This is a genomic window from Acinetobacter sp. FDAARGOS_515, from assembly GCF_003938865.1.
Lineage (GTDB): Bacteria > Pseudomonadota > Gammaproteobacteria > Pseudomonadales > Moraxellaceae > Acinetobacter > Acinetobacter ursingii.
In genome coordinates, this window is record NZ_RKIX01000003.1 from 2029508 (window position 1) to 2055559 (window position 26052).

Annotated in this window: 27 protein-coding genes; 20 read left to right on the forward strand and 7 right to left on the reverse strand. The window is 40.8% G+C overall.

What is annotated here, in order from left to right:
- Window positions 1–3 precede the first annotated feature (3 nt).
- The 4 genes from panC to yjgA are packed head-to-tail and all read left to right on the forward strand — an operon-like array spanning window position 4 to window position 2530.
- Window positions 4–849 (forward strand): pantoate--beta-alanine ligase, encoded by an 846-nt coding sequence (gene panC, locus EGS47_RS11425; RefSeq protein ID WP_005002500.1) that lies wholly within the window; start codon window positions 4–6, stop codon window positions 847–849.
- A 24-nt stretch (window positions 850–873) separates the two neighbouring features.
- The gene (gene rapZ, locus EGS47_RS11430) at window positions 874–1725 is read left to right on the forward strand and encodes an RNase adapter RapZ (RefSeq protein WP_004992999.1); all 852 of its coding nucleotides are present in this window, start codon (window positions 874–876) and stop codon (window positions 1723–1725) included.
- Window positions 1722–1991 carry an HPr family phosphocarrier protein gene (locus tag EGS47_RS11435; protein ID WP_004994657.1) on the forward strand — a complete coding sequence of 90 codons (270 nt, stop codon included), beginning with the start codon at window positions 1722–1724 and terminating at the stop codon, window positions 1989–1991. The genes rapZ and EGS47_RS11435 overlap by 4 nt, the downstream gene beginning before the upstream one ends.
- Before the next feature lie 2 nt (window positions 1992–1993).
- Window positions 1994–2530: a ribosome biogenesis factor YjgA gene (gene yjgA / locus EGS47_RS11440; RefSeq protein ID WP_005002502.1), complete on the forward strand. Its 537-nt coding sequence runs from the start codon at window positions 1994–1996 to the stop codon at window positions 2528–2530.
- Between the two features lie 77 nt (window positions 2531–2607).
- On the opposite strand, the gene EGS47_RS11445 is transcribed toward yjgA, so the two are convergent.
- Window positions 2608–4248, reverse strand: coding sequence for an acyl-CoA synthetase (locus EGS47_RS11445; RefSeq protein WP_004993005.1), 1641 nt, complete (start codon window positions 4246–4248; stop codon window positions 2608–2610).
- Window positions 4249–4685: 437 nt separating this feature from the next.
- On the opposite strand from EGS47_RS11445, the gene thrS reads away from it, so the two are divergent.
- The 4 genes from thrS to EGS47_RS11465 all read left to right on the forward strand — a co-directional run bounded on the left by thrS (window position 4686) and on the right by EGS47_RS11465 (window position 8723).
- On the forward strand, window positions 4686–6608 hold the full coding sequence (gene thrS / locus EGS47_RS11450; RefSeq protein WP_004993008.1) for a threonine--tRNA ligase: 1923 nt from the start codon (window positions 4686–4688) through the stop codon (window positions 6606–6608).
- 5 nt (window positions 6609–6613) lie between these two features.
- Window positions 6614–7165: a translation initiation factor IF-3 gene (gene infC / locus EGS47_RS11455; protein WP_080632311.1), complete on the forward strand. Its 552-nt coding sequence runs from the start codon at window positions 6614–6616 to the stop codon at window positions 7163–7165.
- Between the two features lie 444 nt (window positions 7166–7609).
- On the forward strand, window positions 7610–8230 hold the full coding sequence (locus tag EGS47_RS11460) for a glutathione S-transferase N-terminal domain-containing protein (RefSeq protein WP_004993015.1): 621 nt from the start codon (window positions 7610–7612) through the stop codon (window positions 8228–8230).
- Window positions 8231–8294: 64 nt separating this feature from the next.
- Entirely contained in the window at window positions 8295–8723 is a 429-nt protein-coding gene (locus EGS47_RS11465; protein WP_004993018.1) for a YqaA family protein, read from the forward strand.
- Between the two features lie 32 nt (window positions 8724–8755).
- Here the strand turns inward: EGS47_RS11465 and EGS47_RS11470 are convergent, their stop codons facing one another.
- Both EGS47_RS11470 and EGS47_RS11475 read right to left on the reverse strand, forming a co-directional pair.
- Window positions 8756–9496 (reverse strand): TonB family protein, encoded by a 741-nt coding sequence (locus EGS47_RS11470; protein WP_004993020.1) that lies wholly within the window; start codon window positions 9494–9496, stop codon window positions 8756–8758.
- Window positions 9497–9629: 133 nt separating this feature from the next.
- The gene (locus EGS47_RS11475; RefSeq protein ID WP_004993022.1) at window positions 9630–10883 is read right to left on the reverse strand and encodes an MFS transporter; all 1254 of its coding nucleotides are present in this window, start codon (window positions 10881–10883) and stop codon (window positions 9630–9632) included.
- Window positions 10884–11119: 236 nt separating this feature from the next.
- Between EGS47_RS11475 and rpmI the strand changes: the two genes are divergently transcribed.
- The 4 genes from rpmI to EGS47_RS11495 all read left to right on the forward strand — a co-directional run bounded on the left by rpmI (window position 11120) and on the right by EGS47_RS11495 (window position 12486).
- The gene (gene rpmI / locus EGS47_RS11480; protein WP_002054552.1) at window positions 11120–11314 is read left to right on the forward strand and encodes a 50S ribosomal protein L35; all 195 of its coding nucleotides are present in this window, start codon (window positions 11120–11122) and stop codon (window positions 11312–11314) included.
- 11 nt (window positions 11315–11325) lie between these two features.
- A complete protein-coding gene (rplT, locus tag EGS47_RS11485) occupies window positions 11326–11685 on the forward strand; it encodes a 50S ribosomal protein L20 (RefSeq protein ID WP_000124858.1) in 360 nt (119 codons plus the stop codon).
- 103 nt (window positions 11686–11788) lie between these two features.
- Window positions 11789–12166: a hypothetical protein gene (locus EGS47_RS11490; RefSeq protein ID WP_004993027.1), complete on the forward strand. Its 378-nt coding sequence runs from the start codon at window positions 11789–11791 to the stop codon at window positions 12164–12166.
- A gap of 122 nt (window positions 12167–12288) precedes the next feature.
- Window positions 12289–12486 carry a hypothetical protein gene (locus tag EGS47_RS11495; RefSeq protein ID WP_004993029.1) on the forward strand — a complete coding sequence of 66 codons (198 nt, stop codon included), beginning with the start codon at window positions 12289–12291 and terminating at the stop codon, window positions 12484–12486.
- Between the two features lie 54 nt (window positions 12487–12540).
- Here the strand turns inward: EGS47_RS11495 and EGS47_RS11500 are convergent, their stop codons facing one another.
- Complete coding sequence (locus EGS47_RS11500) at window positions 12541–13584, reverse strand: hypothetical protein (RefSeq protein WP_004993030.1); 1044 nt, start codon at window positions 13582–13584, stop codon at window positions 12541–12543.
- 176 nt (window positions 13585–13760) lie between these two features.
- Between EGS47_RS11500 and pheS the strand changes: the two genes are divergently transcribed.
- The 3 genes from pheS to EGS47_RS11515 are packed head-to-tail and all read left to right on the forward strand — an operon-like array spanning window position 13761 to window position 17446.
- Window positions 13761–14741 (forward strand): phenylalanine--tRNA ligase subunit alpha, encoded by a 981-nt coding sequence (gene pheS / locus EGS47_RS11505; RefSeq protein WP_004993033.1) that lies wholly within the window; start codon window positions 13761–13763, stop codon window positions 14739–14741.
- A 33-nt stretch (window positions 14742–14774) separates the two neighbouring features.
- Window positions 14775–17156 (forward strand): phenylalanine--tRNA ligase subunit beta, encoded by a 2382-nt coding sequence (pheT, locus tag EGS47_RS11510; protein ID WP_125269652.1) that lies wholly within the window; start codon window positions 14775–14777, stop codon window positions 17154–17156.
- Complete coding sequence (locus EGS47_RS11515) at window positions 17153–17446, forward strand: integration host factor subunit alpha (RefSeq protein WP_004993038.1); 294 nt, start codon at window positions 17153–17155, stop codon at window positions 17444–17446. Before pheT ends, EGS47_RS11515 begins: the two co-directional genes overlap by 4 nt.
- A gap of 473 nt (window positions 17447–17919) precedes the next feature.
- Here the strand turns inward: EGS47_RS11515 and EGS47_RS11520 are convergent, their stop codons facing one another.
- The 3 genes from EGS47_RS11520 to trxA all read right to left on the reverse strand — a co-directional run bounded on the left by EGS47_RS11520 (window position 17920) and on the right by trxA (window position 20560).
- The gene (locus tag EGS47_RS11520) at window positions 17920–18216 is read right to left on the reverse strand and encodes a hypothetical protein (protein ID WP_004993040.1); all 297 of its coding nucleotides are present in this window, start codon (window positions 18214–18216) and stop codon (window positions 17920–17922) included.
- Between the two features lie 412 nt (window positions 18217–18628).
- On the reverse strand, window positions 18629–19897 hold the full coding sequence (rho, locus tag EGS47_RS11525) for a transcription termination factor Rho (protein WP_004993042.1): 1269 nt from the start codon (window positions 19895–19897) through the stop codon (window positions 18629–18631).
- 336 nt (window positions 19898–20233) lie between these two features.
- Window positions 20234–20560: a thioredoxin gene (gene trxA, locus EGS47_RS11530; protein WP_004993046.1), complete on the reverse strand. Its 327-nt coding sequence runs from the start codon at window positions 20558–20560 to the stop codon at window positions 20234–20236.
- Window positions 20561–20837: 277 nt separating this feature from the next.
- Here trxA and ppx point away from each other — a divergent pair, with 277 nt between their 5' ends.
- The 5 genes from ppx (at window position 20838) to EGS47_RS11555 (ending at window position 25989) form a co-directional block, all read left to right on the forward strand.
- Window positions 20838–22358 (forward strand): exopolyphosphatase, encoded by a 1521-nt coding sequence (gene ppx, locus EGS47_RS11535; RefSeq protein ID WP_004994646.1) that lies wholly within the window; start codon window positions 20838–20840, stop codon window positions 22356–22358.
- A 74-nt stretch (window positions 22359–22432) separates the two neighbouring features.
- On the forward strand, window positions 22433–23257 hold the full coding sequence (locus EGS47_RS11540; protein ID WP_125269653.1) for an acetyl-CoA carboxylase carboxyltransferase subunit alpha: 825 nt from the start codon (window positions 22433–22435) through the stop codon (window positions 23255–23257).
- A complete protein-coding gene (tilS, locus tag EGS47_RS11545; RefSeq protein ID WP_125269654.1) occupies window positions 23194–24573 on the forward strand; it encodes a tRNA lysidine(34) synthetase TilS in 1380 nt (459 codons plus the stop codon). The genes EGS47_RS11540 and tilS overlap by 64 nt, the downstream gene beginning before the upstream one ends.
- The gene (gene proC, locus EGS47_RS11550) at window positions 24570–25406 is read left to right on the forward strand and encodes a pyrroline-5-carboxylate reductase (RefSeq protein WP_004994642.1); all 837 of its coding nucleotides are present in this window, start codon (window positions 24570–24572) and stop codon (window positions 25404–25406) included. The genes tilS and proC overlap by 4 nt, the downstream gene beginning before the upstream one ends.
- A gap of 16 nt (window positions 25407–25422) precedes the next feature.
- Entirely contained in the window at window positions 25423–25989 is a 567-nt protein-coding gene (locus EGS47_RS11555; protein WP_044434997.1) for a YggT family protein, read from the forward strand.
- Window positions 25990–26052 lie beyond the last annotated feature (63 nt).

Sequence of the window (26052 nt, forward strand, 5' to 3'; positions counted from 1 at the left end):
CTCATGAAAACAGAAACAACCATTCATGGATTGGCGGCATCTTTACAAGCTGCTCGTGCGGCGCGTAAAAGTATTGGCTTTGTACCAACCATGGGGAATTTGCACCAAGGACATTTGAATCTGGTGCGTGAAGCAAAAAAACTCTGTGATGTTGTTGTGGTTAGTATTTTTGTGAATCCAATCCAGTTTGGTGAAGGCGAAGATTTCGAAAGCTATCCGCGTACCTTAGAGCAAGACAGTCATTTATTGGCAGATGTTGGCTGTGACATTATTTTTGCACCCACGGTTGAACAAATGTATGGCAAGCAACCACGTTTGACCAATATCACGGTCGGTGGTATTACCAATGACCTCTGTGGTCAATCACGTCCAGGTCATTTTGATGGTGTTGCAGTTGTTGTCACGAAACTGTTCAATATTGTGCAACCAAACTTTGCATTCTTTGGACAAAAAGATTATCAACAATTGGCGGTGATTCGCCAGTTTGTAAAAGATCTAAATATTCCTGTTGAAGTGATTGGAGTGCCGATTGCGCGTGCAGAAGACGGTCTGGCATTGAGTTCACGCAATGGTTATCTGACCGAAGATCAACGTAAAATTGCACCGACTATTTACCAATCGCTGAAACAGGCTGAAAAAGAGTTGCATGCGGGTCATTCATTATCTGATGTGTTACAAAGTATCAAAACGCAATTGACAGCTGCGGGCTTTGTTGTGGACTATGTCGAAGCACGTCAGCCAAACTTGCAGCCCATTGAGATATTTAATCAGGACATCGTATTGTTTGTGGCGGCAAAATTAGGTTCAACACGTCTGATTGATAATTTGCAGGTTCAATTTAAGGCATAATACTCATAAAAGGACAGCCATGCCATGAAGCGTATTCTTATCGTCACAGGACAATCTGGATCGGGTAAATCCTCAGCATTGCAGGTTTTAGAAGATCTGGGTTATTACTGTATTGATAACCTACCTTTGGCATTGCTGCCAGAAATTGTGTCTAAACTAGATCATGAAAATAATCTGGAACAATTGGCACTTGGTGTAGATGTTCGAAGTACCCGGGCAGACTTACAGGAGTTTGATCAGGTGTTTGAACAATTACAGCGACATGGTTCAGTCGATGTGATTTATTTAACCACACAAGATCAAGAGTTAATTGCACGCTTTAGTTCATCGCGTCGTCCACATCCATTGGCGAGTCGTTTTAAAAGTCTGAATGAATGTATTCAAGAAGAAAAACAACTCTTGATGCCGATTCAATTTCGCTCAACGGTACATATCGATACCACGGATAAAAGTGTGCATGATCTTAAGCATACTTTACTTTCGAAACTGGGGCAGTCAGACAAATTAATTCTGATTTTACAGTCGTTCGGTTATAAACATGGTATTCCCTTAGATGCGGACTATGTGTTTGATGTACGGCATTTGCCTAATCCGCATTGGGATTTGGAGTTACGTAAATTTTCAGGATTAGATCAACCTGTTCAGGAGTTTTTGGAAGCCAGTGAACAAACCAATGATATGTTTAATGATGTTTATCATTTTTTAGATAAATGGTTGCCTGTTTTTGCAGAAGGGCATCGACATTACATGACCATTTCGATTGGTTGTACAGGCGGTCAACATCGCTCAGTCTATATTGTAGATAGACTAAAAAAGGCACTTGAGGCAAAATGGTCTATTCAGGTTTTACATAGAGAAATGAAGCACTGGTCATGATTGATACCACTGTTGATGTAATTAATAAACTTGGCCTACATGCACGTGCGTCGGGGAAACTGATCGAAGTGACAACGAAATTTCGATCTTCTATTCAGATTGGTAAAGGCGAAAAGCTCGTCGATGCTAAAAATATTATGTCCTTGCTGATGCTTGGTGCTGGTAAGGGCACGACTTTGCGTTTGGTGATTGACGGCGCTGATGCTGAAAAAGCAGAAGAGGAAATCAAGGCATTATTCGCAGCAAAATTTTATGAGGCAGATTAACCGTGGCACGTCGTCCCAATAAGCGTTACAGTGAAGAAGATTTTGATTCTTTAGAAGGGCGTGCAAGTAAAACCGAACAGAAGAAAGCTGTGCAGCGTATGGCAGCATTAGGTGAACAGTTGGCAGAGCTTTCTGCGAAACAAATCCAGAAGTTACCTGTAGATGAACGTTTAATTGATGCTTTGCTCGATGCGCAAACGATTACTTCATTTGAAGCACGTCGTCGTCAATTTCAGCGTGTGGGTAAGTTGCTACGCAATGAAGATGAAACGGTTATTTTGTCCTATTTGACCCCACAACAGGGACTCAAAAAACAGGCACAATTACAGCGCTGGGTCGATCGTATGATTGAACAAGGTGATCCTGCGATTAATGAATTTAGTAAACTGCATAATGCTTCTGAACGTCATACCTTGCGTCAGCATGTATTGCGTATTCAACGTGACATCACTCAAGCGGTAAACGAAGAAGAACTTGCAGCCTCCAAGTTAAAGCTTTTTAACTATGTACAGCAAGTAGCATTACTATCGGATAATTGATTTTACTGACAGTTTCAAACGATGAATTTATAGTAAATGCCAGTCAAATTAAGTGTTGACTGGCATTTTTATTGACGTTAATTAAACTCACCTGTGGCACGTTGTTTGGCCCAGTCGCGTAAAATAAATTTCTGTAATTTACCTGTTGAGGTTTTTGGAATCTCGGTAATCACAATATCTTTAGGGACCTTAAACCGCGCCAATTGTTGCTGACAATGCGCAATCAATTCATCGGTACTGACACTGATGCCTTGTTTTAATTCAATAAAAGCGCAAGGCACTTCCTGCCAGCGTGGGTCAGGTTTGGCAACGACTGCGGCGGTCATGACCGCTGGATGCTGATATAACACCTCTTCCACTTCAAGCGATGAAATATTTTCACCACCTGAGATAATTACATCTTTGGCACGGTCGGTAATTTTGGCATAACCATCGGCCTGACAAACGGCTAAGTCGCCGCTATGAAACCATCCGCCTGCAAACGCTTCTTCAGTCGCTTTCGGATTTTTAAGATAACCCTTCATCACAATATTGCCACGGAACATAATTTCCCCCAGTGTTTGTCCATCGGCAGGCACAGGTTGCATGGTTTCAGGATCAAGTACCCGCATACTGTCTTGTAATGGATAAGGCACACCCTGACGAGAATGTAACTGCGCCTGTTCCTGAATTGATAAATCATTCCAGCCTGCTTGAGAGGCACAAAGCGCAGAAGGGCCATAGGTTTCAGTGAGTCCATAAACATGGGTCACATTGATACCAATATGGCGCATCCCTTCAATAATCGCAGCAGGTGGAGCTGCTCCAGCAACCATGACTTCAACGCGATGATCAAAATGAACCTGTTTGTCTTTAGGGGTATTGATTAACATGGATAATACGATGGGTGCGCCACAGAAATAATCCACTTTATGTTTGGCAATCAGCTCAAATACAAGTTCTGGATCTACTTTACGCAAACAGACATTGGTGCCGCCATTGGCTGCAATCGTCCATGCGAAACACCAACCATTACAGTGAAATAGTGGCAGTGTCCATAAATAACTGGCACGAGGCGTCATACCACAGGCAATAATATTGCTCGCTGCATTGAGATAAGCTCCGCGGTGATGATAAACCACACCTTTTGGATTACCTGTGGTGCCAGAGGTGTAATTCAGACTAATCGCATCCCATTCATCATTGGGAAGTGACCATTCAAAATTGGCATCGCCTTGACTCAGCCATGTTTCATACTCAATTTGACCAATCGGATTGGAAAGTTCAGATTCATATTCGAGATCAGCAACATCAATGACATAAATTTGTTGTGAGATCAGCGCTAGTGCTTCCCGAGCAACATGAGCAAATTCTGGATCGACTAAAAGTACTTTACTTTCTGCATGCTCCAACATAAACGCAATGGTTTTGGCATCAAGTCGGGTATTCAAGGTATTTAGTACAGCGCCTGCCATAGGAACAGCAAAATGTGCTTCAATCATGGCAGGGATATTCGGAAGTAGGACCGAAACTGTATCGTTTTTTTGAATCCCTAACTTTTGTAATTGATGTGCAAATTGGCAACAGCGTTGATAGGTTTGTTTCCATGAGAGCTGACGCGCACCATGAATAATAGCTGCCTGATCTGGATAAATATAAGCGGCGCGCTCTAGATACCGTAAGGGTGAAAGTGCTACAAAATTGGCAGCCGTTTTTGGTAGCTCATCATAAGCATTCATGGCAATAGACTCCGTGTCATTGTTTTAATGATTGTTGATTAAAAGATAGGGGTTTAATTTCATCAAATCATTTAGGCTTTAGTCTTAGAGTATGGGTTGCAATCTATGAGCTTTAAATGCTGGATGAAAAAAACTTGTGGTTATTTTTATCATAAACGCTTCATAAACCAATCCGAGCAATAATTTTGCGTCTATTTGTTTTTATATGATTGAGCTTGTAAATGCTCCAATTGTCCTCATTAACTAAGACATGAATGCAAAAAATTGAGAAACTTATCTTTTTTTAAGTGTAGCTGTTTTCTCAAACTCTTAACCCGTGTAAAATTCTGCCATAATTTTATATTATCCACCGTTTTTATCTTTTGAGGTCTTCCTCGATCATAATCTCGCGGTGATATGCTCCATTGTGCGGGGCATCACTCCTTAAGGATTTTCTTATGCCAATTATCACATTGCCAAATGGCGATCAAAAATCATTTGATCAAGCTGTCTCTGTTATGCAAGTTGCTCAGAGTATTGGGCCAGGTCTTGCTAAAAATACCGTTGCGGGTCGTGTCAACGATCGCCTTGTAGATGCATGTGATTTAATCACCGAAGATGCAACAGTACAAATTATTACGCCGAAAGACCCAGAAGGTGTCGAGATTATTCGTCACTCTTGTGCGCATTTGGTTGGACATGCCGTTAAGCAATTGTTCCCTGACGTGCAAATGGTGATTGGGCCTGTGATCGAAGAGGGCTTTTATTACGATATCTTTAGTCCAAAGCCATTTACTTTAGAGGATATGGCGGCGATTGAAGCACGAATGAAACAACTGATTGATCAGGATTATGATGTCATTAAAAAAATGACACCACGTGCTGAGGTGATCAAAGAATTTCAATCTCGCGGTGAAACTTATAAATTACGTTTGATTGATGACATGCCTGAAGAAACCCAAATGGGCTTGTACTATCATCAGGAATATGTGGATATGTGCCGTGGTCCTCACGTGCCAAATACCAAATTTCTAAAGAACTTCAAGCTGACTAAAATTTCAGGTGCTTATTGGCGTGGTGACGCTAAAAATGAGCAATTACAACGTATTTACGGCACAGCTTGGTCAGATAAAAAAGAGCTAGCGGCTTATATCAAACGTATTGAAGAAGCTGAAAAACGCGACCATCGTAAAATTGGTAAAGCGCTTGATTTGTTCCATATGCAAGAAGAAGCGCCGGGTATGGTGTTTTGGCATGCCAATGGCTGGACGATTTATCAAGTTCTTGAACAATACATGCGTAAAGTTCAGCAAGAAAATGGTTATCAGGAAATCAAAACCCCGCAAATTGTCGATTTTAGTTTATGGGAAAAATCTGGACATGCAGCAAACTATGCTGAAAACATGTTTACCACACATTCTGAAAATCGCAATTATGCTGTTAAACCGATGAACTGTCCTTGCCATGTGCAAGTCTTTAATCAGGGTTTAAAATCTTACCGTGATTTGCCGATTCGTTTAGCCGAGTTTGGCTCATGTCATCGTAATGAACCATCTGGTTCTTTACATGGCATTATGCGTGTCCGAGGTTTTACTCAGGATGACGCGCATATTTTCTGTACCAAAGAACAGATTGGAAAAGAAGTTGCAGACTTTATCCAATTAACTTTGGATGTCTATAAAGACTTTGGTTTTGAAGATGTACAAATGAAACTTTCAACTCGCCCTGAAAAGCGGGTGGGTGAAGATGCACTTTGGGATCTGGCAGAAAAATCATTGGCAGATGCCTTAGATGCTGCTGGACTGGATTGGGAATTACAACCCGGTGAAGGCGCATTCTATGGTCCAAAAATTGAGTTTTCATTAAAAGACTGTTTGGGTCGTGTTTGGCAATGCGGTACTATTCAATGTGACTTTAACTTGCCAGAGCGTCTGGATGCCTCGTTTGTGACAGAAGACAATGAGCGTGATCAGCCTGTCATGTTACATCGCGCAATACTTGGCAGTTTTGAGCGTTTTATTGGTATACTTATTGAACACTATGCGGGTTTTATGCCACCTTGGTTATCACCTGTACAAGCTTGCGTCATGAATATTACCGATTCGCAAGCTGAGGCATGCCAACAAGTGGTGGCAAAACTCAAAGAAAATGGTCTTCGGGCGATTTCTGACTTGAGAAATGAGAAAATCGGCTTTAAGATTCGTGAGCGTACACTTGAGCGTATTCCGTACCTTTTGGTTCTTGGTGACCGTGAAGTTGAAGAAGGTACTGTTAATGTTCGTACTCGCTCAGGAAAAAATTTAGGTACTATGTCAATTGATGCATTCATTGACTTAGTGAAATCTGCCGTTGCCGAACGTGGCCGGTACATTGTGGAGTAAGAAAGATTAAACAGCCTGATCGTAACCAACAACAAGGTGCAAAAAGTAACCGTCCTGCGATTAATGACGAGATCCGTGCAAAAGAAGTACGCCTCGTAGCCGCAGATGGAGAACAAAAAGGGATCGTTTCACTTGCTGAAGCGTTGCGTGCTGCCGAAGATTCAGATCTTGACCTAGTCGAGATTGTTGCTAATGCAGAACCACCTGTTTGTAAAATCATGGATTACAACAAGCACTTGTTTGATTTGAAGCAGAAGCAAAAAGATGCGAAGAAAAAACAGCATCAAGTACAGGTCAAAGAAATCAAACTACGTCCAGCAACGGATGTAGGTGATTATCAGGTCAAGCTTCGTGCGATTTTAAAGTTCCTTGAAGAAGGGAACAAAGTTAAAATCACGTTACGTTTCCGTGGTCGTGAGATGGCACACCAACAGTTAGGTTTGGCGCAATTGCAAAAAATTGAAGCAGACGTGACCGATTTTGGTGTGGTTGAACAGGCTCCGAAAATGGAAGGTCGTCAAATGGGCATGTTACTTGGACCGAAAAAGAAAAAGTAAGCTTTTACCCATTTCAAAAAACGCAGCCTAAACGCTGCGTTTTTTTGTGTTGCTGCTTTTTTTATGTTTAGATTTATAGATAATTGAAAAAATAATCAGCTCACTCTCATTTTATAAAAAATCTAAAGAAAAATAGGAACTCATCCTAGTCATTCCTACATTATTTAAGGTGAATCTATTTGATCCGTTTCCTGTAGAGGAGTGGATAAACGGAGAAAATCCGGGGCGTAAATTTGTCGATAAGCAGGCAAAACCATATCAGAATAAACAGCATCGACTGACTAGATAAAGATTTAGATTCTCATTTTATGATTTTCTTTAAGGTTGTTAAGCAAAGTCACTGCTAAACTAAATCACTCTTTATACTTTTATTCGATGTTAAAAAACATGTTATAAACGTATACAAAGACTTAAAGATAGAAAAATAGGATAAGAAGGTATTTCATGATAGACCTATATTATTGGGGAACCCCCAATGGACATAAGATCAGCATCGCGCTCGAAGAAATGGAGCTGGAATATCAAATTTTTCCAATTAATATTTTAGAAAATGATCAGTTTCAGCCAGACTTTCTGAAAATATCACCGAACAATAAAATCCCTGCCATTATTGATCAAGATGGCCCAAATCATGAACCAATTTCGATTTTTGAATCGGGTGCAATTTTACAATATTTGGGTCGTAAGACGGGACTTTTTTACCCGACAGATGAGCAAGAACGCGTTGAAGTCGAGCAATGGTTAATGTGGCAAATGGGCGGTTTTGGCCCAATGCTGGGTCAAAATCATCATTTTGGTCGCTTTGCCAAAGAAAAAATTCCCTATGCCATCGAGCGTTATGTCACTGAAACTAAACGCTTATATAGCGTACTTAATACGCAGCTCATTGGACAAAAATTTGTGGCAGGTGAGTACTCGATCGCAGATATGGCAATTTTACCGTGGGTATTACGTCATGAGTGGCAATCCATTGATTTAAATGACTATCCTTATGTGAAGGATTATGTAGAACGTTTGACTGCGCGCCCAGCCGTACAGAAAGCTTTATCCATTCAAATCATCTGATTTTTTACTGAAAGATCATTCAATCTTTGATAAAAAGTAATGGCTTTTTGTCAAAGATTCTCTGATGGCGTATTTTCTTTTATTTTTGTCTGCATTTGGTGCAGCAACATTGTTGCCATTGCAGTCCGAAGCCGTATTATTTTCGATGTTCGTACTTCAACAGCATCCAGTCGTGCTTTTATTGTGGATGGCGACGTTGGGTAATGTATTAGGTTCGTGTGTCAACTGGTGGTTAGGTCTACAAATTGAACATTTGAAACATAAAAAATGGTTTCCTGTTTCAGCAAAGCAATTGGAAAAAGCACAAAAGATTTATCATCGTTATGGTTTTTATTCCTTACTGCTAAGTTGGGTACCGATCATTGGGGATCCCATTACCTTAATTGCAGGTGTCCTGAAAGAAAATTTCTGGCGTTTTGTAATAGTGGTCACTTTTGCGAAAGCAGGACGTTATTTGTTTATTTATTTACTTTATATCGGATTGATTCACTGACCAGAAAGCGATGTTTCTGGTCAATTTAAACTTTAGAGTGCAGAACATTTATCCAGTTTAAAATGGATTTCATCTTTAAGCTTGGATTTTTTAAAGAACCAAAGTTTTTTAGGAACATCTACTTGGGTATTTGAAATGGCTTGCATCACCTGTGCATCTAAAGCGTAAATCCCTGAGCCTTTGTTAATTTTGACTTGGGTTGCTTCACCTTGTTTATTCACTTTAAAATTAAAACGCACCAAGCGATCTTTGCCTTTAAGTTCATCACGTGGCACATTTAATGTAGGTTGCTGAACATAGCGAAAAGGAACTGATTTGGCTGTTTGCTGTTTTAACCAGTTCTTTGAATCAAAATGATAAATACATTCAGCAGTTGAGTCATCGCGGTCTTTATAATCCAGATTAAAAGTTTGGTAACCTATCGTCGAAATAAGATTTCCATCTTGTTGGAACGGTTTTACTTTGGCTTGTTCTACTGCTTTTACGAGCAAATCGTCCAGCTTTTTATTACCAGTACTTTCCTGAACTTTGACTTGAGTGACTGTTCCTGTTTCATCTGCCGCGACACGTAAAATCGCAGCCCAATCCTGTCCTTGTAAATCTGCATTGTCATAATTGAGCTTTGGAAACTCACGCCATTCAAGCCGAGTTGTCAAATGTGCGGGAAGGGCAGAGCTTTTTTGTGGTGCCAATTGTGAAGAGTTTTCTTTTGCATCAGCTTGGGTGATGGATACACTTGCAAAAAGTGCAAGGCAAAAAATAGATTGTTTCATCTTGGATGGTTTGTGATTGTAAAAGCATTGTTGCGAAGTATTCCCTGTTCAGGAAATACACGCAACAAAAAAATGCAGACTTGAGGGTATCTAATGAAAAATCATATTATTTGTGTGAAAACATACCTTAAAGTTAGGGATCGGTGCCTTTATTAATATCCACATGAAATAAATCTTTGGTTTTCGTCCAGCTTAATATCACCACTGCAAGCGTCATACAGCCACCAAACAGGGTTGCTGCAAGAGTTCCCATATATTTAGCAGCTAAACCTGATTCAAACGCCCCTAGCTCATTACTACTCGAAACAAACATGCCATTGACCGCGGCAACGCGACCGCGCATATTTTCGGGTGGAAAGATTTGTAGAATGGTTTGACGCACCACTACAGAAATACTGTCGCAAGCGCCTGTCATGGCTAAAGCAAAGAGTGACAGCCACATGTGACTTGAAAAAGCAAAAATAATGGTAAATATGCCGAAACCAGCTACAGCCAGTAACATATTACGCCATGCATGATGTGTTGGTGGAAATCGGGTTAAAGCAATCATGGTAAAGAGCGCACCAATAGAAGGAGCTGCTCTTAAATAACCTAAACCTTCGGGACCAACTTTTAAAATATCTTCAGCAAAAATTGGCAGTAACGCCACTACGCCACCAAATAAGACGGAAACCAGATCCAGTGAGATTGCCCAGAGCACAATCTTGGTTTTCCAGATAAAACGAAAGCCTTCTCCCAAACTTGACCACATATTTTCATGTTCAATTGCGGGAAAGCTTCTTTTTTTCAGCAACATGATTAAACAAAAACAAATGAACAGAAGGATGGAAACACTTAATAGACTGGTTTCACGACCTAAAAAAGCCAGCATAAAGCCACCGAGCATTGGCCCTAAAATCACGCCACTTTGCCAACCTATGGTTGTCCAAGTTGCGCCATTGGTATAAAGCTCTCGTGGAATCAAAAACGGCTTAAGTGATGTCGCAGATGGGCTATAAAAGCCACGAATCACACCAAAACAGAAAATAACCGCATAAATCCCTAATGCCAAGACATGGACACTGATTTGATTTAAACCATATAAGTGAAAGAGTCCCCACAGCACTAAGGGCAATGGAAATGAAAAGAACAGACAAATTTTCATAATCAGTTGTTTATTAAATTTATCTGCTATATAGCCGCCCCAGAGTGACAGACTAATAAATGGAATCGCTTCTGCAAGACCAATCAGACCCAAAGTGAGTGGATCTTTGGTAATTTTATAAAGTGAATAGGCCACAATAATTTCCTGAATCAAAATGGCAAGTGTCAGGCAAAATTGATTGACCGTAATAATGGAAAAATCGCGATATCGGAGTGCGGCAAAAGCATCCTGCTTAGCTTTCATAACTATCGTATTTTGAGAATCTTGCTTTAATTATAAGCACGAATTCTTAAAACAAGGCTATAAAACTAAGTTTTTTGATGGGTAAAATATTAAAACTCAGAGCTGTGTATACGATGCAATTTCAACTGAATTTGCTTTTGTTTTAAGCAAAGATGCTATATCATACTGCCTTCCTTACCTGCAGGTCGATTTGCAATGGTGCAAACGTGCCGAACAGGTGCTCAAAAGAGGTTACTATGGCTAAGTTAAAAACTCGCCGTGGTGCAGCTAAACGCTTCAAAGCGACTGCAAACGGTTTTAAGCGTAAACAAGCGTTCAAGCGCCACATCTTGACCAAAAAATCTGCTAAACGTATTCGTCAATTACGCGGCTGTGTAATGGTTCATGTTTCTGACATGAATTCAGTTCGTCGTATGTGCCCATACATCTAAGGAGATTATAAATGGCTCGTGTAAAACGTGGTGTAGTGGCTCATCGTCGTCACAAAAAAATTCTTGCTCGCGCTAAAGGTTACTATGGTGCTCGTTCACGCGTTTACCGCGTAGCGTTCCAAGCGGTAATCAAAGCTGGTCAATACGCTTACCGTGACCGTCGTCAGAAGAAACGTCAATTCCGTGCTCTATGGATTGCGCGTATCAATGCCGGTGCTCGTCAAAACGGTTTGTCTTACAGCCGTATGATCGATGGCTTGAAAAAAGCTCAAGTGATCATCGACCGTCGCGTATTAGCTGACATCGCTATGCATGATGCAGTTGCATTTGCTGCTTTAGCTGAAAAAGCGAAAGGTGCATTAGCTGCATAAGCTTAGAGATTCAAAAGAAGGCCGCTTTTTAGCGGTCTTTTTTATTGGTTGATTTATGGTTGAGACAGATTTTTCAAAAAATTATAAAAGAAAGAGAGATAAAATGCGTAAACAATACCATTTTCGGCAGGTTGGTCATGATACTTATATTTGGGATATACACCGACTGGTCGATTTGTCAAAAGATTTTAAAGTTAAAGAAATCTCATTAGATCAAATTTTGGAGCTAAATGAAGCGTATTGGTTTCCAGATGAATATCCAACTACACTGCAAATTCTTGAACATATTCAACTTATCGAACAGGCGGATTTAACCTATCCAATCATTCTAAGCGCTGATGGTCGAGTCATGGATGGTATGCATCGAGTGGCTAAGGCAAAACTACAGGGAGATTTGAAGATTCTCGCTGTACAATTTGAGAAAACGCCTGTACCTGATTTTATCAACGTTGATGAGGATGATTTAAACTATGATGAATAAGATGATGTATTGATTGTATTGAAGATTACACAACCCCAACATCTTTGATTAGACATTTAGCCTCGAATCTTTCTACAGTAAAGAAACTTTTATAGTCAAGAGAACTTGAGGAGAATAAAAACATGTTAGTCAGCGTAGAAGGTTTAGAGCAAGGTGCAATTGAAACGGAATTGAGTATTTTGCCAAGAAAAGGTGAAACAATTCGAGTTTTTTATGGACCAGATGCCGAAGTTGAAGGTGAAATTGAAAATGTTCATCACATTGTTAATCAACATGATGGTGGGCACAAAGTCATTATAAAAATAAAACCCAGCTATTAAGAGATAAACCTAAAAACCTAAAGTAAACGTACTTTAGGTTTTTATTCAAAATCGTTATAGACCAAAATAATATGCGCAAGCGCAAATAATAATGGTCAGAATAATAAGTTTGATCACTCCCGATGAACCTACTTTATGATGTTGATGATCTTTAGAGGTAGATGGCTTTTTGTTTTGCGATAGCGTCTGTGCTTGAGGATCGAGAGGGGATACGATTTCGATAGGAGTGCGCTGTGCGGACTTATAATGATTGGCGATCTTTACAATCAGCTTGGCACTCAGGTCGTCCAGTTTCTGAGAAAAATTACGCAGATTAATCTGATCTTCAGGTGTAAGCATTTCACCAGATTCGCGATAAGGATGTTGACGTAACTGCTCAATAAAGTCTGACAAAGCTTCGGTACGATGCAAAAGTTCATGCGCAACATCGGCGGAATAATCTGTTGGAATAAGCGCTAGATATTGCATGTCCTGCAAAAGTGATCCATCTGGTTTTTGTACCAGTTTGGCATCGATTCCATAATAGGGTAAATCAAGATTTTGCGGTTCAACAAAATTTTGAGCGTACTTGCTGCGAAATAATTCATTTTCAATAAAGGTTTGAATTTCGTTCCAATCAGACTCTTTTAAATCGGCTTCAATTTTTTTGGATAACTTATCAGACAGATCAAAGCGCCAAAATGTTTCCTGATGCAAAGTTGACTGTTGTGAAGCTGGAATTTCAAAGTCATTGTCATTTAAGTACCATTCGGCAAGTTCTTTACCTAAGATCCATGCGGTTTTTTTATTCTTTTCATGACTCACAATAAAATGGGCAAAGGGCAGTAGCTCCACATTGGCATTTGGATTTTGTTCATCAGTGAGTAATGTGGAAAGATGTAGACTAATGCGGTAAACACCTTGCTTTTTTAATCCTTCAAGCCAGACTTGAAAATGCTGTGCCAGCAGGTGCTGTGAACTCAGATCACGAAACTGAAAATAGTGCTGATAAAAAATAGAATGCTGTAACCAACGACTAAAACTGAGTTCATGGTTGAGATATTCATTGCCATAGGTGATTAGAGTAAGTTGTTGTTTCCAGATTTGATCAAGTGCCATAGTTCAGTTTTCTCATCTGTGCTGAATGCAATCTTATACGTTTTATAATTCGTATGACTAGAGGTCACTCGCATTGAACAGCAATTTTCCTGCGTTTGATCTTCATCATTGTGTCTAAAAACTGTTAGAATGCAGAGTTTTATTTTATTTATAACTTTGTTGCTTTGAGAGTTACTATGTCACTGGAAGCCCTGACCACCGAAGCGCTTGCTGCCATTGCAGCAGCTCAAGACCTTGCTGCACTCGATCAAGTCCGAGTTCAATTTACAGGGAAAAAAAGCCAGCTTGCAGAACAATCGAAAGCATTGGGCAAAATGGATCCTGAGGAACGTAAGGTTCAAGGTGCTGCTATTCATGCTGTTCGTGAAGCGATGAATAACGCACTGACTGAGCGTCAAAATGCGTTACAACAAGCTGCATTACAACAAAAACTGGCGAGCGAAACGATTGATATTACCTTGCCAGGACGTGGTCAACACACAGGGAGTATTCATCCTGTGATTCAGGTGCAAGAACGTATTTGTCAGTTCTTTACCAAAGCAGGTTTTATGGTCGCGACTGGGCCTGAAGTGGAAGATGATTATCATAACTTTGAAGCCTTGAATATTCCAGGACATCATCCTGCACGCGCGATGCACGATACCTTTTATTTTGATGCCAATCATTTATTGCGTACGCATACCTCTGGTGTGCAGATTCGTACCATGGAAACCACACAACCACCGATTCGTATTGTGTGTCCGGGTCGTGTCTATCGTTGTGATTCGGATCAAACCCATTCTCCGATGTTTCATCAAATCGAAGGTTTGTACGTTGCAGAACATACCAGTTTTGCTGAGTTGAAAGGTTTATTGATCAACTTGCTGAATGAGTTTTTCGAAAAAGATTTAAAAGTCCGTTTCCGTCCATCTTATTTCCCATTCACAGAGCCGAGTGCTGAAGTGGATATTATGGATGAGCGCGGACGTTGGTTAGAAGTTTTAGGCTGCGGCATGGTACATCCAAATGTACTACAAGCAGCAGGAATTGATCCTGAAAAATACAAAGGCTTTGCCTTTGGTTTAGGGGTAGAACGTTTTGCGATGTTGCGTTATGGCATTAATGATTTGCGGATGTTCTATCAAAACGATGTGCGTTTCTTACGCCAATTTGCTTAAACATTTTTCAGGATTAAATAAGGTTTTATACAAATGAAAATTAGCGAAAACTGGTTACGCACTTGGGTGAATCCAGCGATTGATAGTGAAACTCTGGCTGATCAACTGACCATGCTGGGTCTGGAAGTCGATGAACTTGCACCTGTTGCCAAGCCATTTACTGGTGTGGTTGTCGGTGAAGTACTTACGGTTGAGCAGCATCCAGATGCAGATCGCCTACGTGTCACCAAGGTCAATATTGGTTCAGGCGAAGCTTTACAAATTGTGTGTGGCGCGCCCAATGTACGTGTAGGCATGAAAGCACCTGTTGCCACCATTGGTGCAGTATTGCCAGGCGATTTTAAAATTAAAAAAGGCAAACTGCGCGGAGTTGAATCCCAAGGCATGCTCTGTGGTGCTTCAGAAATTGATCTGGAAGACAAAATCGACGGTTTACTTGAGTTGCCTGATGATGCACCAGTGGGTGTCAATGTTCGTGATTACTTAAAACTTGATGACAACGTCATTGATATTAGCATCACGCCGAACCGTGGTGACTGTTTTAGTATTCGTGGAATTGCCCGTGAAATTGGTGTGATCAATCAGTTGCCTGTTACTCAGCCTGAGATTCAAGCGATTGCAGCAAACATTACTGAGCAAAAACAAGTTCAATTGACCACTGATGGCGCACCGCGCTATTTAGGCCGTGTTGTCAAAAATGTCAATGTCAAAGCAGCGACACCTGCTTGGATGGAACAAGCTTTAGCACGTTCAGGGATTCGTACCCATAGCATTTTGGTCGATATTACCAATTATGTGTTGATGGAATTGGGTCAGCCGATGCATGCCTTTGATTTGGCAAAATTGCAAGGCGATATTCAGGTCCGTCAAGCTCAGCCTCAAGAAAAATTGATGCTATTGAACGAACAGGAAGTTGAACTCAATCCTGAGATTATGGTCATAGCGGATGATGTCAAAGTATTGGCGATTGCAGGGATCATGGGCGGTCTTGAAACTAGTGTAACTGATGACACACAAGATATTTTCCTTGAAAGCGCATTCTTTGCCCCACTTGCAATCGCAGGTCGTGCACGTCGTTTTGGTTTGCATACAGATTCTTCACAACGTTATGAACGTGGTGTCGATTTTGAATTACCAATGATCGCAATGGATCGTGCTTCACAGTTGATTCAACAATATGCAGGCGGAGAGTTTGGTCCGATTACAGTAGCTGAAAAAACTGAGCGATTGCCACAACGTAACTCGATCGAACTCAATCAAGCACAGGTTGATGCTTTACTGGGTTACCAAGTATCGGCTGAGTTTATTGCAGATGCTCTAACGCGTCTAGGTTGTGTGGTTACGGTTAAAGCACAAGGCCAATGGTCAGTTGTACCGCCATCACATCGTTACGATATGGCGATTTATCAGGACTTGATTGAAGAAGTTGCCCGTATTCATGGCTATGACAATATTCAGATTCGTTTGCCACAGATTGATGTGAAATTTAGTGCTTATCAAGATGGTTTTGAGCAAGATCAGTTACGTCAAACGATGGTCACACTGGGTTATCAAGAAGCGATTAGTTTTAGCTTTGCTGACTTAAAACTGGAAAAACAACTGAATCCAGCCGTTCATCCGCTGGCATTGGCGAATCCAATTTCAAGTGATTTGGCGGTGATGCGTAGTACTTTACTGTCGAGTTTGATTCCGTGTGTACAATACAATTTAAATCGTCAACAAAATCGGGTACGTCTGTTCGAACTTGGTCTGCGTTTTGATTATCAAAATGCTCAGTCGATCCATGATTTAAAACAAATTCCGACTTTGGCTTTAATTGCAGTGGGTTCACGTATTCCTGAACAATGGCATGCTAAAGCACAGCCTATGGATTTTTTTGATCTTAAAGGTGAAGTTGAGCAGATATTGGCGGCTGGGCGAGTGCAAGTTGATTATGTCCGTTCAGAACGCGCTTGGTTGCATCCGGGGCAATCTGCTGAGATTGTGGTGAATGGTCAATCGATTGGATATTTGGGACGTTTACATCCATCACTTGAAAATGATCTGGATTCAGGTGTAACTTGGGTAGCAGAATTAGATCAAAGTGCAGTTTTGCAATCTTATGTATCTAATTTTACAGAATTATCACGTTTTCCATCGGTTCGACGTGATATTGCGCTGTTAATCAGTGATAATATAAATGTGAATGATATTCAGCAGTTAATTAAACAAACAGGTGGAGACCTTTTGGATTCTAGTTGGTTGTTTGATGTGTACACGGGTCAAGGTGTTGAACAAGGCAAGCGCTCTCTAGCATTTGCATTGTTATGGCAACATCCTTCACGTACGCTTGAAGATGCTGAAATTAAATCTGGTATGGATCAAATTATAGAAGTGTTAGAAAACACTTATCAAGCGACATTGAGGGCCTCATGACAGCACTAACTAAAGCAGACATGGCGGATCATTTAAGTGAGCTCACGAGCTTAAATCGTCGTGAAGCAAAACAAATGGTTGAGTTGTTTTTCGACGAGATTAGCCAAGCGCTCATCGCAGGTGAGCATGTCAAACTTTCGGGTTTTGGCAACTTTGAATTACGTGATAAACGTGAGCGCCCTGGGCGTAATCCTAAAACAGGAGAAGAAATTCCGATTTCTGCACGTCGTGTTGTGACTTTTAGAGCGGGTCAAAAATTTAGACAGCGCGTGGGAAATGAGCAGGATTAAACTGTTCTATTTTAGAGCTGTGTTCATTTGATTTTTCTTTTTTATAAAATGGCAGGTTTAATCCTGCCATTTTTTATGTCTAATTGGGTGATTTAGAAAATCCAGAAATTTAGATATGACCTTTGATCACTTTATTTGCCGTTCTTATATATTTGAGGGTGTAGGCTGTTTGTTTGAAATTCGAGATAAAATTTACGCTGAACCTAATACTTTTTATTAGATGACTCTATATTGAAAAATCGATATGAATGCACTATGCCATGATTTTATTATAAAAAATAAAATAGTAATGAACTGATAAATAGAAAGGAAAGGAGCTTATGGTTATGAAAATTATGATCCTAAGCAATAATATGTGAATCGTGAATCGTGAATCGTGAATCGTGAATTTATTAATTTAATTGTGAGTTATGTCTAGATAAAAAAAGAGAGCTAAAAAGCTCTCTTTTTTGACACTAAATCTAGATACTAGATTAGTGAGCAGCTTCTGATGCAGAAGCAGCAGCGTCAGTTGCAGCGCCAGCAGCGTCAGTTGCAGCAGCAGCAGCTGTGTCAGCAGCAGCAGCAGCGTCAGATGCAGCAGCAGCAGCTTCTGGAGCAGAAACAGCAGCAGCGTCAGTTGCAGCAGCAGAAGCTTCAGATGCAGCAGCAGTAGCTTCAGATGCAGCAGCGTTAGCGTCAGCAGCAGCTTCTTCAGTTTTCTTTGCACAACCAACGAAAGCTAAAGTAGTAGCGATAGCAGCAGCAATAGCGATTTTCTTGAATAACATGGCATCACTCTCATAAATTTTGTGAGATTAAAAAAAACCGGTGTTAGCCTGTTTGTGCTTTAATTATTCCTAACGAAGCTAGGTAACAACGCATGGAGCAGTCTAACTGGTCTGGAAATATGCTATCATTGCCTATGATGAAATACTACTGCTGAACGATAAAATTAAGAGAAAAAAGCGATAAAATAGACGAATTATTAACAGAAAATAACAATCAAAAAGTCAGTTTATATTGGAGAAATAATTGTTAAGCCTCTAAAAGCTAAACGTTTTTTCTTTTTAATCTTGAAATTTATCATTTAATAACACGGGGTTTAACATTAAATACCTACAATTGTATATTTATGTAAAAAATGTCAACCAAAACAAAAGGCTGCCATATGGGCAGCCTTGATATGAAATAACAACGAAATTAATTCGCTGCTTTTCGTTTCATCTGATCGAAGAAATCATCATTGGTTTTGGTTTCTTTCATACGATCAAGCAAGAATTCCATTGCAGCAAGCTCATCCATTGGATGCAGTAGTTTGCGTAGAATCCAGACTTTACGTAGGTTATCTTCATCCATCAAACGCTCTTCACGACGCGTACCAGATTTCTTGATATTCATTGCAGGGAAGACGCGTTTTTCGGCAATACGACGATCTAGTGTAATTTCCTGGTTACCTGTACCTTTGAATTCTTCGTAGATCACATCATCCATCTTACTGCCAGTTTCGATCAATGCAGTTGAAATGATGGTCAGTGAACCGCCTTCCTCAATGTTACGTGCTGCACCAAAGAAACGTTTTGGACGTTCGAGAGCATGCGCATCGACACCACCCGTTAACACTTTACCTGATGATGGAATCACCGTGTTATAGGCGCGAGCCAGACGAGTAATCGAGTCGAGTAGAATCACGACATCTTTTTTGTGCTCAACCAGACGTTTCGCCTTCTCAATCACCATTTCGGCAACTTGAACATGGCGTGCAGGAGATTCATCAAAAGTGGAAGCCACGACTTCACCGCGAACGGTACGTTCCATTTCAGTGACTTCTTCTGGACGTTCGTCAATGAGCAGAACGATCAGAAAAACCTCTGGATTATTACGAACAATCGACTGTGCGATGTTTTGTAATAACATGGTTTTACCCGCTTTAGGTGGGGCAACAATGATGGAACGCTGGCCTTTACCAATTGGCGCAATAAGATCTACAACACGCGAGGTCAAATCTTCAGTGGTACCGTTACCAAGCTCCATGACCAGTTGCTCGGTTGGGAAAAGTGGCGTTAAGTTTTCAAAAAGAATTTTATTACGAGAGTTTTCAGGAGTGTCGTAGTTAATTTGGTTGACTTTTAACAGTGCAAAATAACGTTCACCTTCTTTTGGTGGGCGAATGGTTCCTGTAATCGTGTCACCTGTGCGCAAATTAAAACGACGAATTTGCGAAGGGCTGACATAGATGTCGTCTGGACCTGCAAGGTAAGAACCCGCAGCTGAACGTAAAAAACCAAAACCATCAGAGAGGATTTCGAGAACACCATCACCAAAGATTTCTTCACCGTTCATGGCGTGGCGTTTTAAGATGGCGAAAATAATATCTTGCTTACGGTTACGAGCCATTCCTTCAAGGCCCATAAACTCAGCAATCTTAATGAGTTCGCCAATCGGTTTTTTCTTGAGTTCGGTTAAGTTCATAAGTGGTCAGATTGATAAGGAAAATAAAGTTGGAGTCAAATAAGAGAAGCAAAAGTCAGCCGCAAGTTTCAAATGCGAAATATACGCACTTGCATAGTCACAAACGCAGAAGTCTGGTTGATTGTTTCGGTATGAAATATATGAAAACAATTGCTAGTGCCGAGCGGCGATCTTATGTTTTGTGTCTTGCTTTGTAAGAAGGCAGGTGAAGTGATTTTCCTTCAGCACTTCTTGCTCAAGAAATATAAGTCAGATCAGCGCATTTGTCAATTTTTCAGCAAAAAAAATACGCTATTTGAAATAGCGTATTAGGGACTCGCATCGTTTGGCAAAAACTTAGGTGTTTTCATCCAGGAAAGCAGCAAGTTTAGAACGAGGTGCCGCACCTACTTGTTGAGCAACAACTTGACCGTCTTTGAACAAAAGTAGTGCTGGAATATTACGGATGTTGTACTTCACCGCAGTTTCTTCGCAAGAAGTCACATCTACTTTTACAATTTTTACTTTACCTTCGTATTCTTGAGACAAATCTTCAAGCACAGGCGCAATGGCTTTACATGGCGCACACCATGCTGCCCAGAAGTCAACCAGTACAGGGGTTTGTGAGTCTAGAACATCTGCTTGGAAATCAGCATCAGTGGTATTTACAATATTAGCAGACATAAGCTTGCTCCAAATCTTTTAAGAAATTTTTAGAAGGATAAGAACGTATCGGCATGAAGTATTACATAGCCTTCTAAGTCAATGTAAGGGTTATTTTACATTATTCAAGGATTCGATTAATTTGTCTAATAGATGTTGGCAATGCTGATCATCGTGACAAACAATGCTGGGTCAGCATTATTTTTATATAAAAGCAGCCAACTGATTGGCAAAAATGGCTTTTCAATTGCATGTATGTGAATTACTCTAAGCGACAATTCTGTAGGGGTTAGTTTCAATGGCTGATTTTTTAATTGATGAAGAATTACTTGCTGCCATCGACATGGGATCGAACAGCTTCCATTTAGCCATTGCACGTGTAGATCATGGTGAAGTCAAAAAAGTCGCTTCAATGTCTGAAAAAGTGCAATTGGCGGCAGGCCTTGATGAAAATAAAAATTTGACCGAAGCCGCGCAACAGCGCGGTTTGGCGTGTCTGGCCCGTTTTGTCGGGCGTTTGGGATCGGTGCAGCCGAACCGTTTACGTATTGTGGCGACCAATGCTTTGCGTCAGGCCAAAAATGGTCATGAATTTATTCAAAAAGCGGCTGAAATATTACCTAAACCCATCGAAATTATTGCGGGTCGTGAAGAAGCTCGTTTAATTTATTTGGGCGTCTCGCATACCATGGCGAACGGTGGCCGCAGATTAGTGATTGATATTGGTGGAGGTTCAACAGAGTTAATTATTGGTGAAGAGTTTGAGCCAATTCAAACCGAATCTTTACAAATGGGTTGTGTTGCCTATACCAAAGCTTTTTTTCCAGAAGGTGATATTAGCCCTAAAATTTTTGATAAGGCCGTCACTGCTGCACGTAAAGAATTATCTGCAATTGCCAATACCTATAAAGCTGAAGGATGGGATACCGTAGTTGGTTCTTCAGGTACTATCAAAGCGGCCAAGCAAATTATGGTCAATCTGGGCTTAAGCGATGAACAGGAAAATGTCACACGTGACGGTTTGGAAAAACTTAAAGATAAACTCCTCAAATTTAAGCATAGCGCCGAGATCGATTTTGAAGGTTTAAAAGACGATCGGCGAGCAGTTTTGCCAGCAGGTCTGGCGATTTTGTATGCAGTTTTTGATGTTCTAAATATCGATAAACTCGCATATTCAGATGGTGCGCTACGTGAAGGGGTCATGTACGACTTACTTGGTCGTTTTAAGCATGAAGATATTCGTGACCGAAGCGTACAGGCACTAATGGGGCGCTACAATGCCGATTTAAAACAGGCAGAGCGTGTGGTCAATACCGCGCAACAATTGTTTGATGATGTGGCACAGCAACTGGATTTAACCAACGAAGACAGTGATTTATTGCGCCGCGCAGCCTATTTACATGAAATTGGTCTGGCGATCAGTCACGGTGGTTATCATCGTCATGGTGCATACTTATTGCAACATTCGGACATTCCAGGCTTCTCACAAATTGACCAAAATCATCTCTCTTTGTTGGTTGCCTATCATCGCCGCAAATTGCGTAATGACGCTAAACAGGACGTTTTAAAAGGCGGCGGCATCAAATTGGTCTATCTTTGCCTACTGCTACGTTTGGCTGTTTTACTCAATCACAGCCGAAGTGATCAGATGCTTCCTGCCATTGAATTGACAGTACTAAATAGTCAACAATGGCAACTTAGTGTTTCTGGTGATGCAAAACAATGGCCGTTGCTGGTTGCCGATCTGCATGATGAGCAAGAGCAATTTAAGCATTGGGACATTGAGTTGGATATTCAGTCGGAAAAATTTATCGATTAACTCGACTTGGTTGGGCGATTGAGCATGTGCGATATGCCATCAATACGCCCCAATTTAGGGATAATACTCGACTTATGAAAAGTAAAGCTGCTCAGTCTAAAGCGTGGAAAACCGTGCAAATCGCACGACATCCTGATCGACCACAATTTCTAGATTATGTCGGTGAAATTTTCACTGAATTTGATGCCTTGCATGGTGATCGTCTGTTTGGTGATGATGGTGCAATGGTCGGTGGTTTAGCACGTTTTGAAGGCCGCCCAGTGATGGTGGTGGGTCAGCATCGTGGTCGTAGTACCCGTGAAAAGTTAAAACATAACTTTGGGATGTCGAATCCTGAAGGTTATCGTAAATCGCAACGCTTACTGGATATGGCGGAACGTTTTAATCTGCCTGTTTTTACCTTTATCGATACCATGGGAGCATATCCTGGTGTAGGTGCAGAAGAGCGCGGTCAGGCAGAAGCGATTGCAACGAGCTTGGCGCAGCTGTCTCACTTAAAAGTGCCTGTCATTGCGACAGTATTAGGTGAGGGTGGTTCTGGTGGAGCGTTGGGGATTGGCGTTGCTGACCGTGTGATTATGTTGTCACATAGTATCTATTCAGTGATTTCACCTGAAGGCTGTGCCTCTATTTTATGGAAAACAGCAGAAAAGGCAGAGCAAGCCAGTGATGCTTTGGCACTGACCGCAGATAAGCTGCAAAAGATTGGTATTGTCGAATATGTCGTCAATGAAGGCGAAGGCGCGCATTTACATCCAGAACAGGTTATGCAAAATCTGCAAGTCGTGTTAAAACAGGCGCTAGATGAATTGCTACCGATGGATGCAGATGAACGATGCGAAGCTCGTTACCAGCGTTTAATGAAATTTGGCAGCGAAAATTTAGGTCTCACCTCTTAAATCAAGCTGAACAGTTTTCACCTGAAACCACATTTTTAATTGGATGCAGTGGTGGCATGGATTCCATGCTATTGCTGCATTTAATGTCGATTGTTTTTCCAGCGCGCGTTCGTGCGATTTATGTCGATCATCAATTACAAGCTTCCAGCCATGAATGGGGCGTATTTGTGCAAAACTATGCACAGCAACTTAATATTCCCGTCATTCTTCAAAAAGTTGAGATCGCTTCAGGTAATCTGGAAAATCAGGCACGTACTGCCCGCTATTCTGCATATCAACAACATTTAAAATCTCATGACATTTTAGTCTTGGCACATCATCAACAAGATCAGGCAGAAACTGTTTTACTGCGATTACTGTCAGGTGCAGGAGTCAATGGTCTGTCTGCCATGCAAGCATTGGAAAATCGGGAAAATTTTCAATTGTGGCGACCTTTTTTATCGTTGTCGCGTGAACAAATTGAATCATGGTCGATGCAATTAAATCTGCCATTTGTACAAGATCAGACCAATTTTGACACCCAGTATGATCGGGCATGGTGTCGTCAAAATGTCTGGCCATTATTGCAACAACGTTATCCCAAAATGCAGCAAGCTTTGAGTCGCACCAGTATTTTAATGCAGGATGCCCACAATATTTTGCAAGAGGTATTACTCCAAGATATGCAATACTGTGGTGATAACACGCAAGTCGATTTAGAAAAATTACAACAACTCAGTTTGCCTCGGCAGCGTCAGCTTTTATCGGCGTGGATGAAAGGAGAGGCAGATTATCGACCGCCTTTTGAAATGGTGGCGCGTTTACAACAAGAAGTGATCGATGCCAAAGCAGATGCCCAGTCGGCTTTGCATTGGAATGGACACTATTATGTCCGTTATCAAAAACAACTTTATCGAATTGCTAAAGCCTTATATTTAGCGTCAAAAAATTGTTCTCATGTAACGGGTACGATTTGTTTAGATCTTGATCAAAGCATTTCTTTAATTTCAGGGAAATTTAAAATCATTTCTGCTGAGATAGGACTTTCTGCTGATTTATTAAAGCAAAACTTAACGATACACTCTCGTCAGGGCGGTGAAAAAATCCATTTATATGGGCGTGTTGGGCATTGGCCATTAAAAAAAGCCATACAAGAGGCACAAATTTTGCCGTGGTTACGTCATACAATTCAAATATTAGCCATAGATAATGTTATGCTAGGGGTTTTTACCCCAAAAGGGTTTTGGCTAGCACAATCGAAATATTGTGAAAATGACGGTTGGTTGCCACATTTAAGTTCTGAGATAGATAATTTGCGAGTTGAGCATAATTCATGAATGCGACATTAAATTCAAATATCACATTTATTGGTGGTGGTAATATGGCGCAAGCCCTGATTGGTGGCTTGCTGGCACGTGGATTACCAACAACTCGGATTATGGTGTCTGATCCTGTCGAGGCAATTCGTCAGTTATTGCATGAAAAAGAAATTCAGGCAGTGGATGATAATGTAAAAGCCATTAAGAATGCCGATGTGGTCGTTTTAGCGGTGAAACCACAAGTTTTAGGTACGGTTTTAAAGCCTCTACATGGTCTATTTGAAGGTAAGTTAATTGTTTCGATTATTGCTGGAGCAGAAATAGAGACGATTGCTGCATTGACTGGAACGGATCGAGTTGTACGTGTCATGCCGAATACACCTGCTTTGGTTCAGACTGGTGCCCATGGTTTATATGCCAATGAAAATGTGACAACAAAAGACCGTGATTTAGCCAGTCAGATTTTGGCTGCAACGGGTTTAACTATTTGGGTAAATTCGGAAGCACAAATTGATGCTGTGACAGCGGTTTCAGGCTCAGGCCCAGCGTACTTTTTCTATTTAATGGAAAGTATGATTCGCGCTGGAAAAAATATGGGACTGGATGAAAAAGTCGCGACTGCGCTCACTTTGCAAACTGCTTTGGGTGCAGCACAAATGGCAATTACCAGTTCCAATACCCCAGCGGAATTGCGTAAAAATGTGACCTCTCCCAATGGTACGACGCAAGCAGCACTTGAAGTCTTTGATCGCGCCCAGATTTCACAAAATATCCAGACAGCACTTGCTGCTGCGCAAAAACGTAGTCAAGAATTAGCACATGAGCTAAGTGACAGTACCAAGACCCATTAAGTAGGAAAGTAACAGTATGGCGAGTTCTGCGCTTATTTTTGGTATTTTAATTAATGTTGCCATTTTATTGGTGTTCTTCCGCTTTTTAATGCAATTGACAGGGGTAAGTCCTTATAACCCTGTAGTTTTATCAACGGTCAAAGCGACTAAAATTGTGGATATTTTTAGTCGTATTTTTCCGACAGTGGCAAAAGGTCGTGTCAATCTAGCGGCATTGGCACTTTTAATCGTGCTTTATTTACTCAAAATTTTTGGGTTGATGTATCTATCAGGTGCGATGCCAAATAGCCCGATCCATTTGTTGATTTTAACTTTTGTGACCATGATTCAGGATTTGATCCGTTTCTGCCGTTATTTGATTTTTGCTACGATTATTTTGAGCTGGGTGGTGATGTTTACTCAATCACGTTCTCCATATATTGAAGTGATTCAGGAATTGGCTGAACCTTTACTTGCACCATTTCGTCGATTATTGCCGAATATGGGGATGATTGATCTTTCTCCAATTATTGCATTTTTGGCTTTGTATATTGCTGAAATCTTGATGAATGAAGTTGCGAAAGTTTTACTGACTGGATTGTAAAATTGATGTGGTTTTAAATGAATAAAACTTAGATAAAACAAAGGCCGAATCAATCGGCCTTTG

Coding starts and splice junctions, on each gene's coding strand:
- panC (WP_005002500.1), top strand. CDS start 4: ATGAAAACAGAAACAACCATTCATGGATTGGCGGCATCTTTACAAGCT.
- rapZ (WP_004992999.1), top strand. CDS start 874: ATGAAGCGTATTCTTATCGTCACAGGACAATCTGGATCGGGTAAATCC.
- EGS47_RS11435 (WP_004994657.1), top strand. CDS start 1,722: ATGATTGATACCACTGTTGATGTAATTAATAAACTTGGCCTACATGCA.
- EGS47_RS11445 (WP_004993005.1), bottom strand. CDS start 4,248: ATGAATGCTTATGATGAGCTACCAAAAACGGCTGCCAATTTTGTAGCA.
- thrS (WP_004993008.1), top strand. CDS start 4,686: ATGCCAATTATCACATTGCCAAATGGCGATCAAAAATCATTTGATCAA.
- EGS47_RS11460 (WP_004993015.1), top strand. CDS start 7,610: ATGATAGACCTATATTATTGGGGAACCCCCAATGGACATAAGATCAGC.
- EGS47_RS11465 (WP_004993018.1), top strand. CDS start 8,295: ATGGCGTATTTTCTTTTATTTTTGTCTGCATTTGGTGCAGCAACATTG.
- EGS47_RS11470 (WP_004993020.1), bottom strand. CDS start 9,496: ATGAAACAATCTATTTTTTGCCTTGCACTTTTTGCAAGTGTATCCATC.
- EGS47_RS11475 (WP_004993022.1), bottom strand. CDS start 10,883: ATGAAAGCTAAGCAGGATGCTTTTGCCGCACTCCGATATCGCGATTTT.
- rpmI (WP_002054552.1), top strand. CDS start 11,120: ATGGCTAAGTTAAAAACTCGCCGTGGTGCAGCTAAACGCTTCAAAGCG.
- rplT (WP_000124858.1), top strand. CDS start 11,326: ATGGCTCGTGTAAAACGTGGTGTAGTGGCTCATCGTCGTCACAAAAAA.
- EGS47_RS11490 (WP_004993027.1), top strand. CDS start 11,789: ATGCGTAAACAATACCATTTTCGGCAGGTTGGTCATGATACTTATATT.
- EGS47_RS11495 (WP_004993029.1), top strand. CDS start 12,289: ATGTTAGTCAGCGTAGAAGGTTTAGAGCAAGGTGCAATTGAAACGGAA.
- EGS47_RS11500 (WP_004993030.1), bottom strand. CDS start 13,584: ATGGCACTTGATCAAATCTGGAAACAACAACTTACTCTAATCACCTAT.
- pheS (WP_004993033.1), top strand. CDS start 13,761: ATGTCACTGGAAGCCCTGACCACCGAAGCGCTTGCTGCCATTGCAGCA.
- pheT (WP_125269652.1), top strand. CDS start 14,775: ATGAAAATTAGCGAAAACTGGTTACGCACTTGGGTGAATCCAGCGATT.
- EGS47_RS11515 (WP_004993038.1), top strand. CDS start 17,153: ATGACAGCACTAACTAAAGCAGACATGGCGGATCATTTAAGTGAGCTC.
- EGS47_RS11520 (WP_004993040.1), bottom strand. CDS start 18,216: ATGTTATTCAAGAAAATCGCTATTGCTGCTGCTATCGCTACTACTTTA.
- rho (WP_004993042.1), bottom strand. CDS start 19,897: ATGAACTTAACCGAACTCAAGAAAAAACCGATTGGCGAACTCATTAAG.
- trxA (WP_004993046.1), bottom strand. CDS start 20,560: ATGTCTGCTAATATTGTAAATACCACTGATGCTGATTTCCAAGCAGAT.
- ppx (WP_004994646.1), top strand. CDS start 20,838: ATGGCTGATTTTTTAATTGATGAAGAATTACTTGCTGCCATCGACATG.
- EGS47_RS11540 (WP_125269653.1), top strand. CDS start 22,433: ATGAAAAGTAAAGCTGCTCAGTCTAAAGCGTGGAAAACCGTGCAAATC.
- tilS (WP_125269654.1), top strand. CDS start 23,194: ATGCGAAGCTCGTTACCAGCGTTTAATGAAATTTGGCAGCGAAAATTT.
- proC (WP_004994642.1), top strand. CDS start 24,570: ATGAATGCGACATTAAATTCAAATATCACATTTATTGGTGGTGGTAAT.
- EGS47_RS11555 (WP_044434997.1), top strand. CDS start 25,423: ATGGCGAGTTCTGCGCTTATTTTTGGTATTTTAATTAATGTTGCCATT.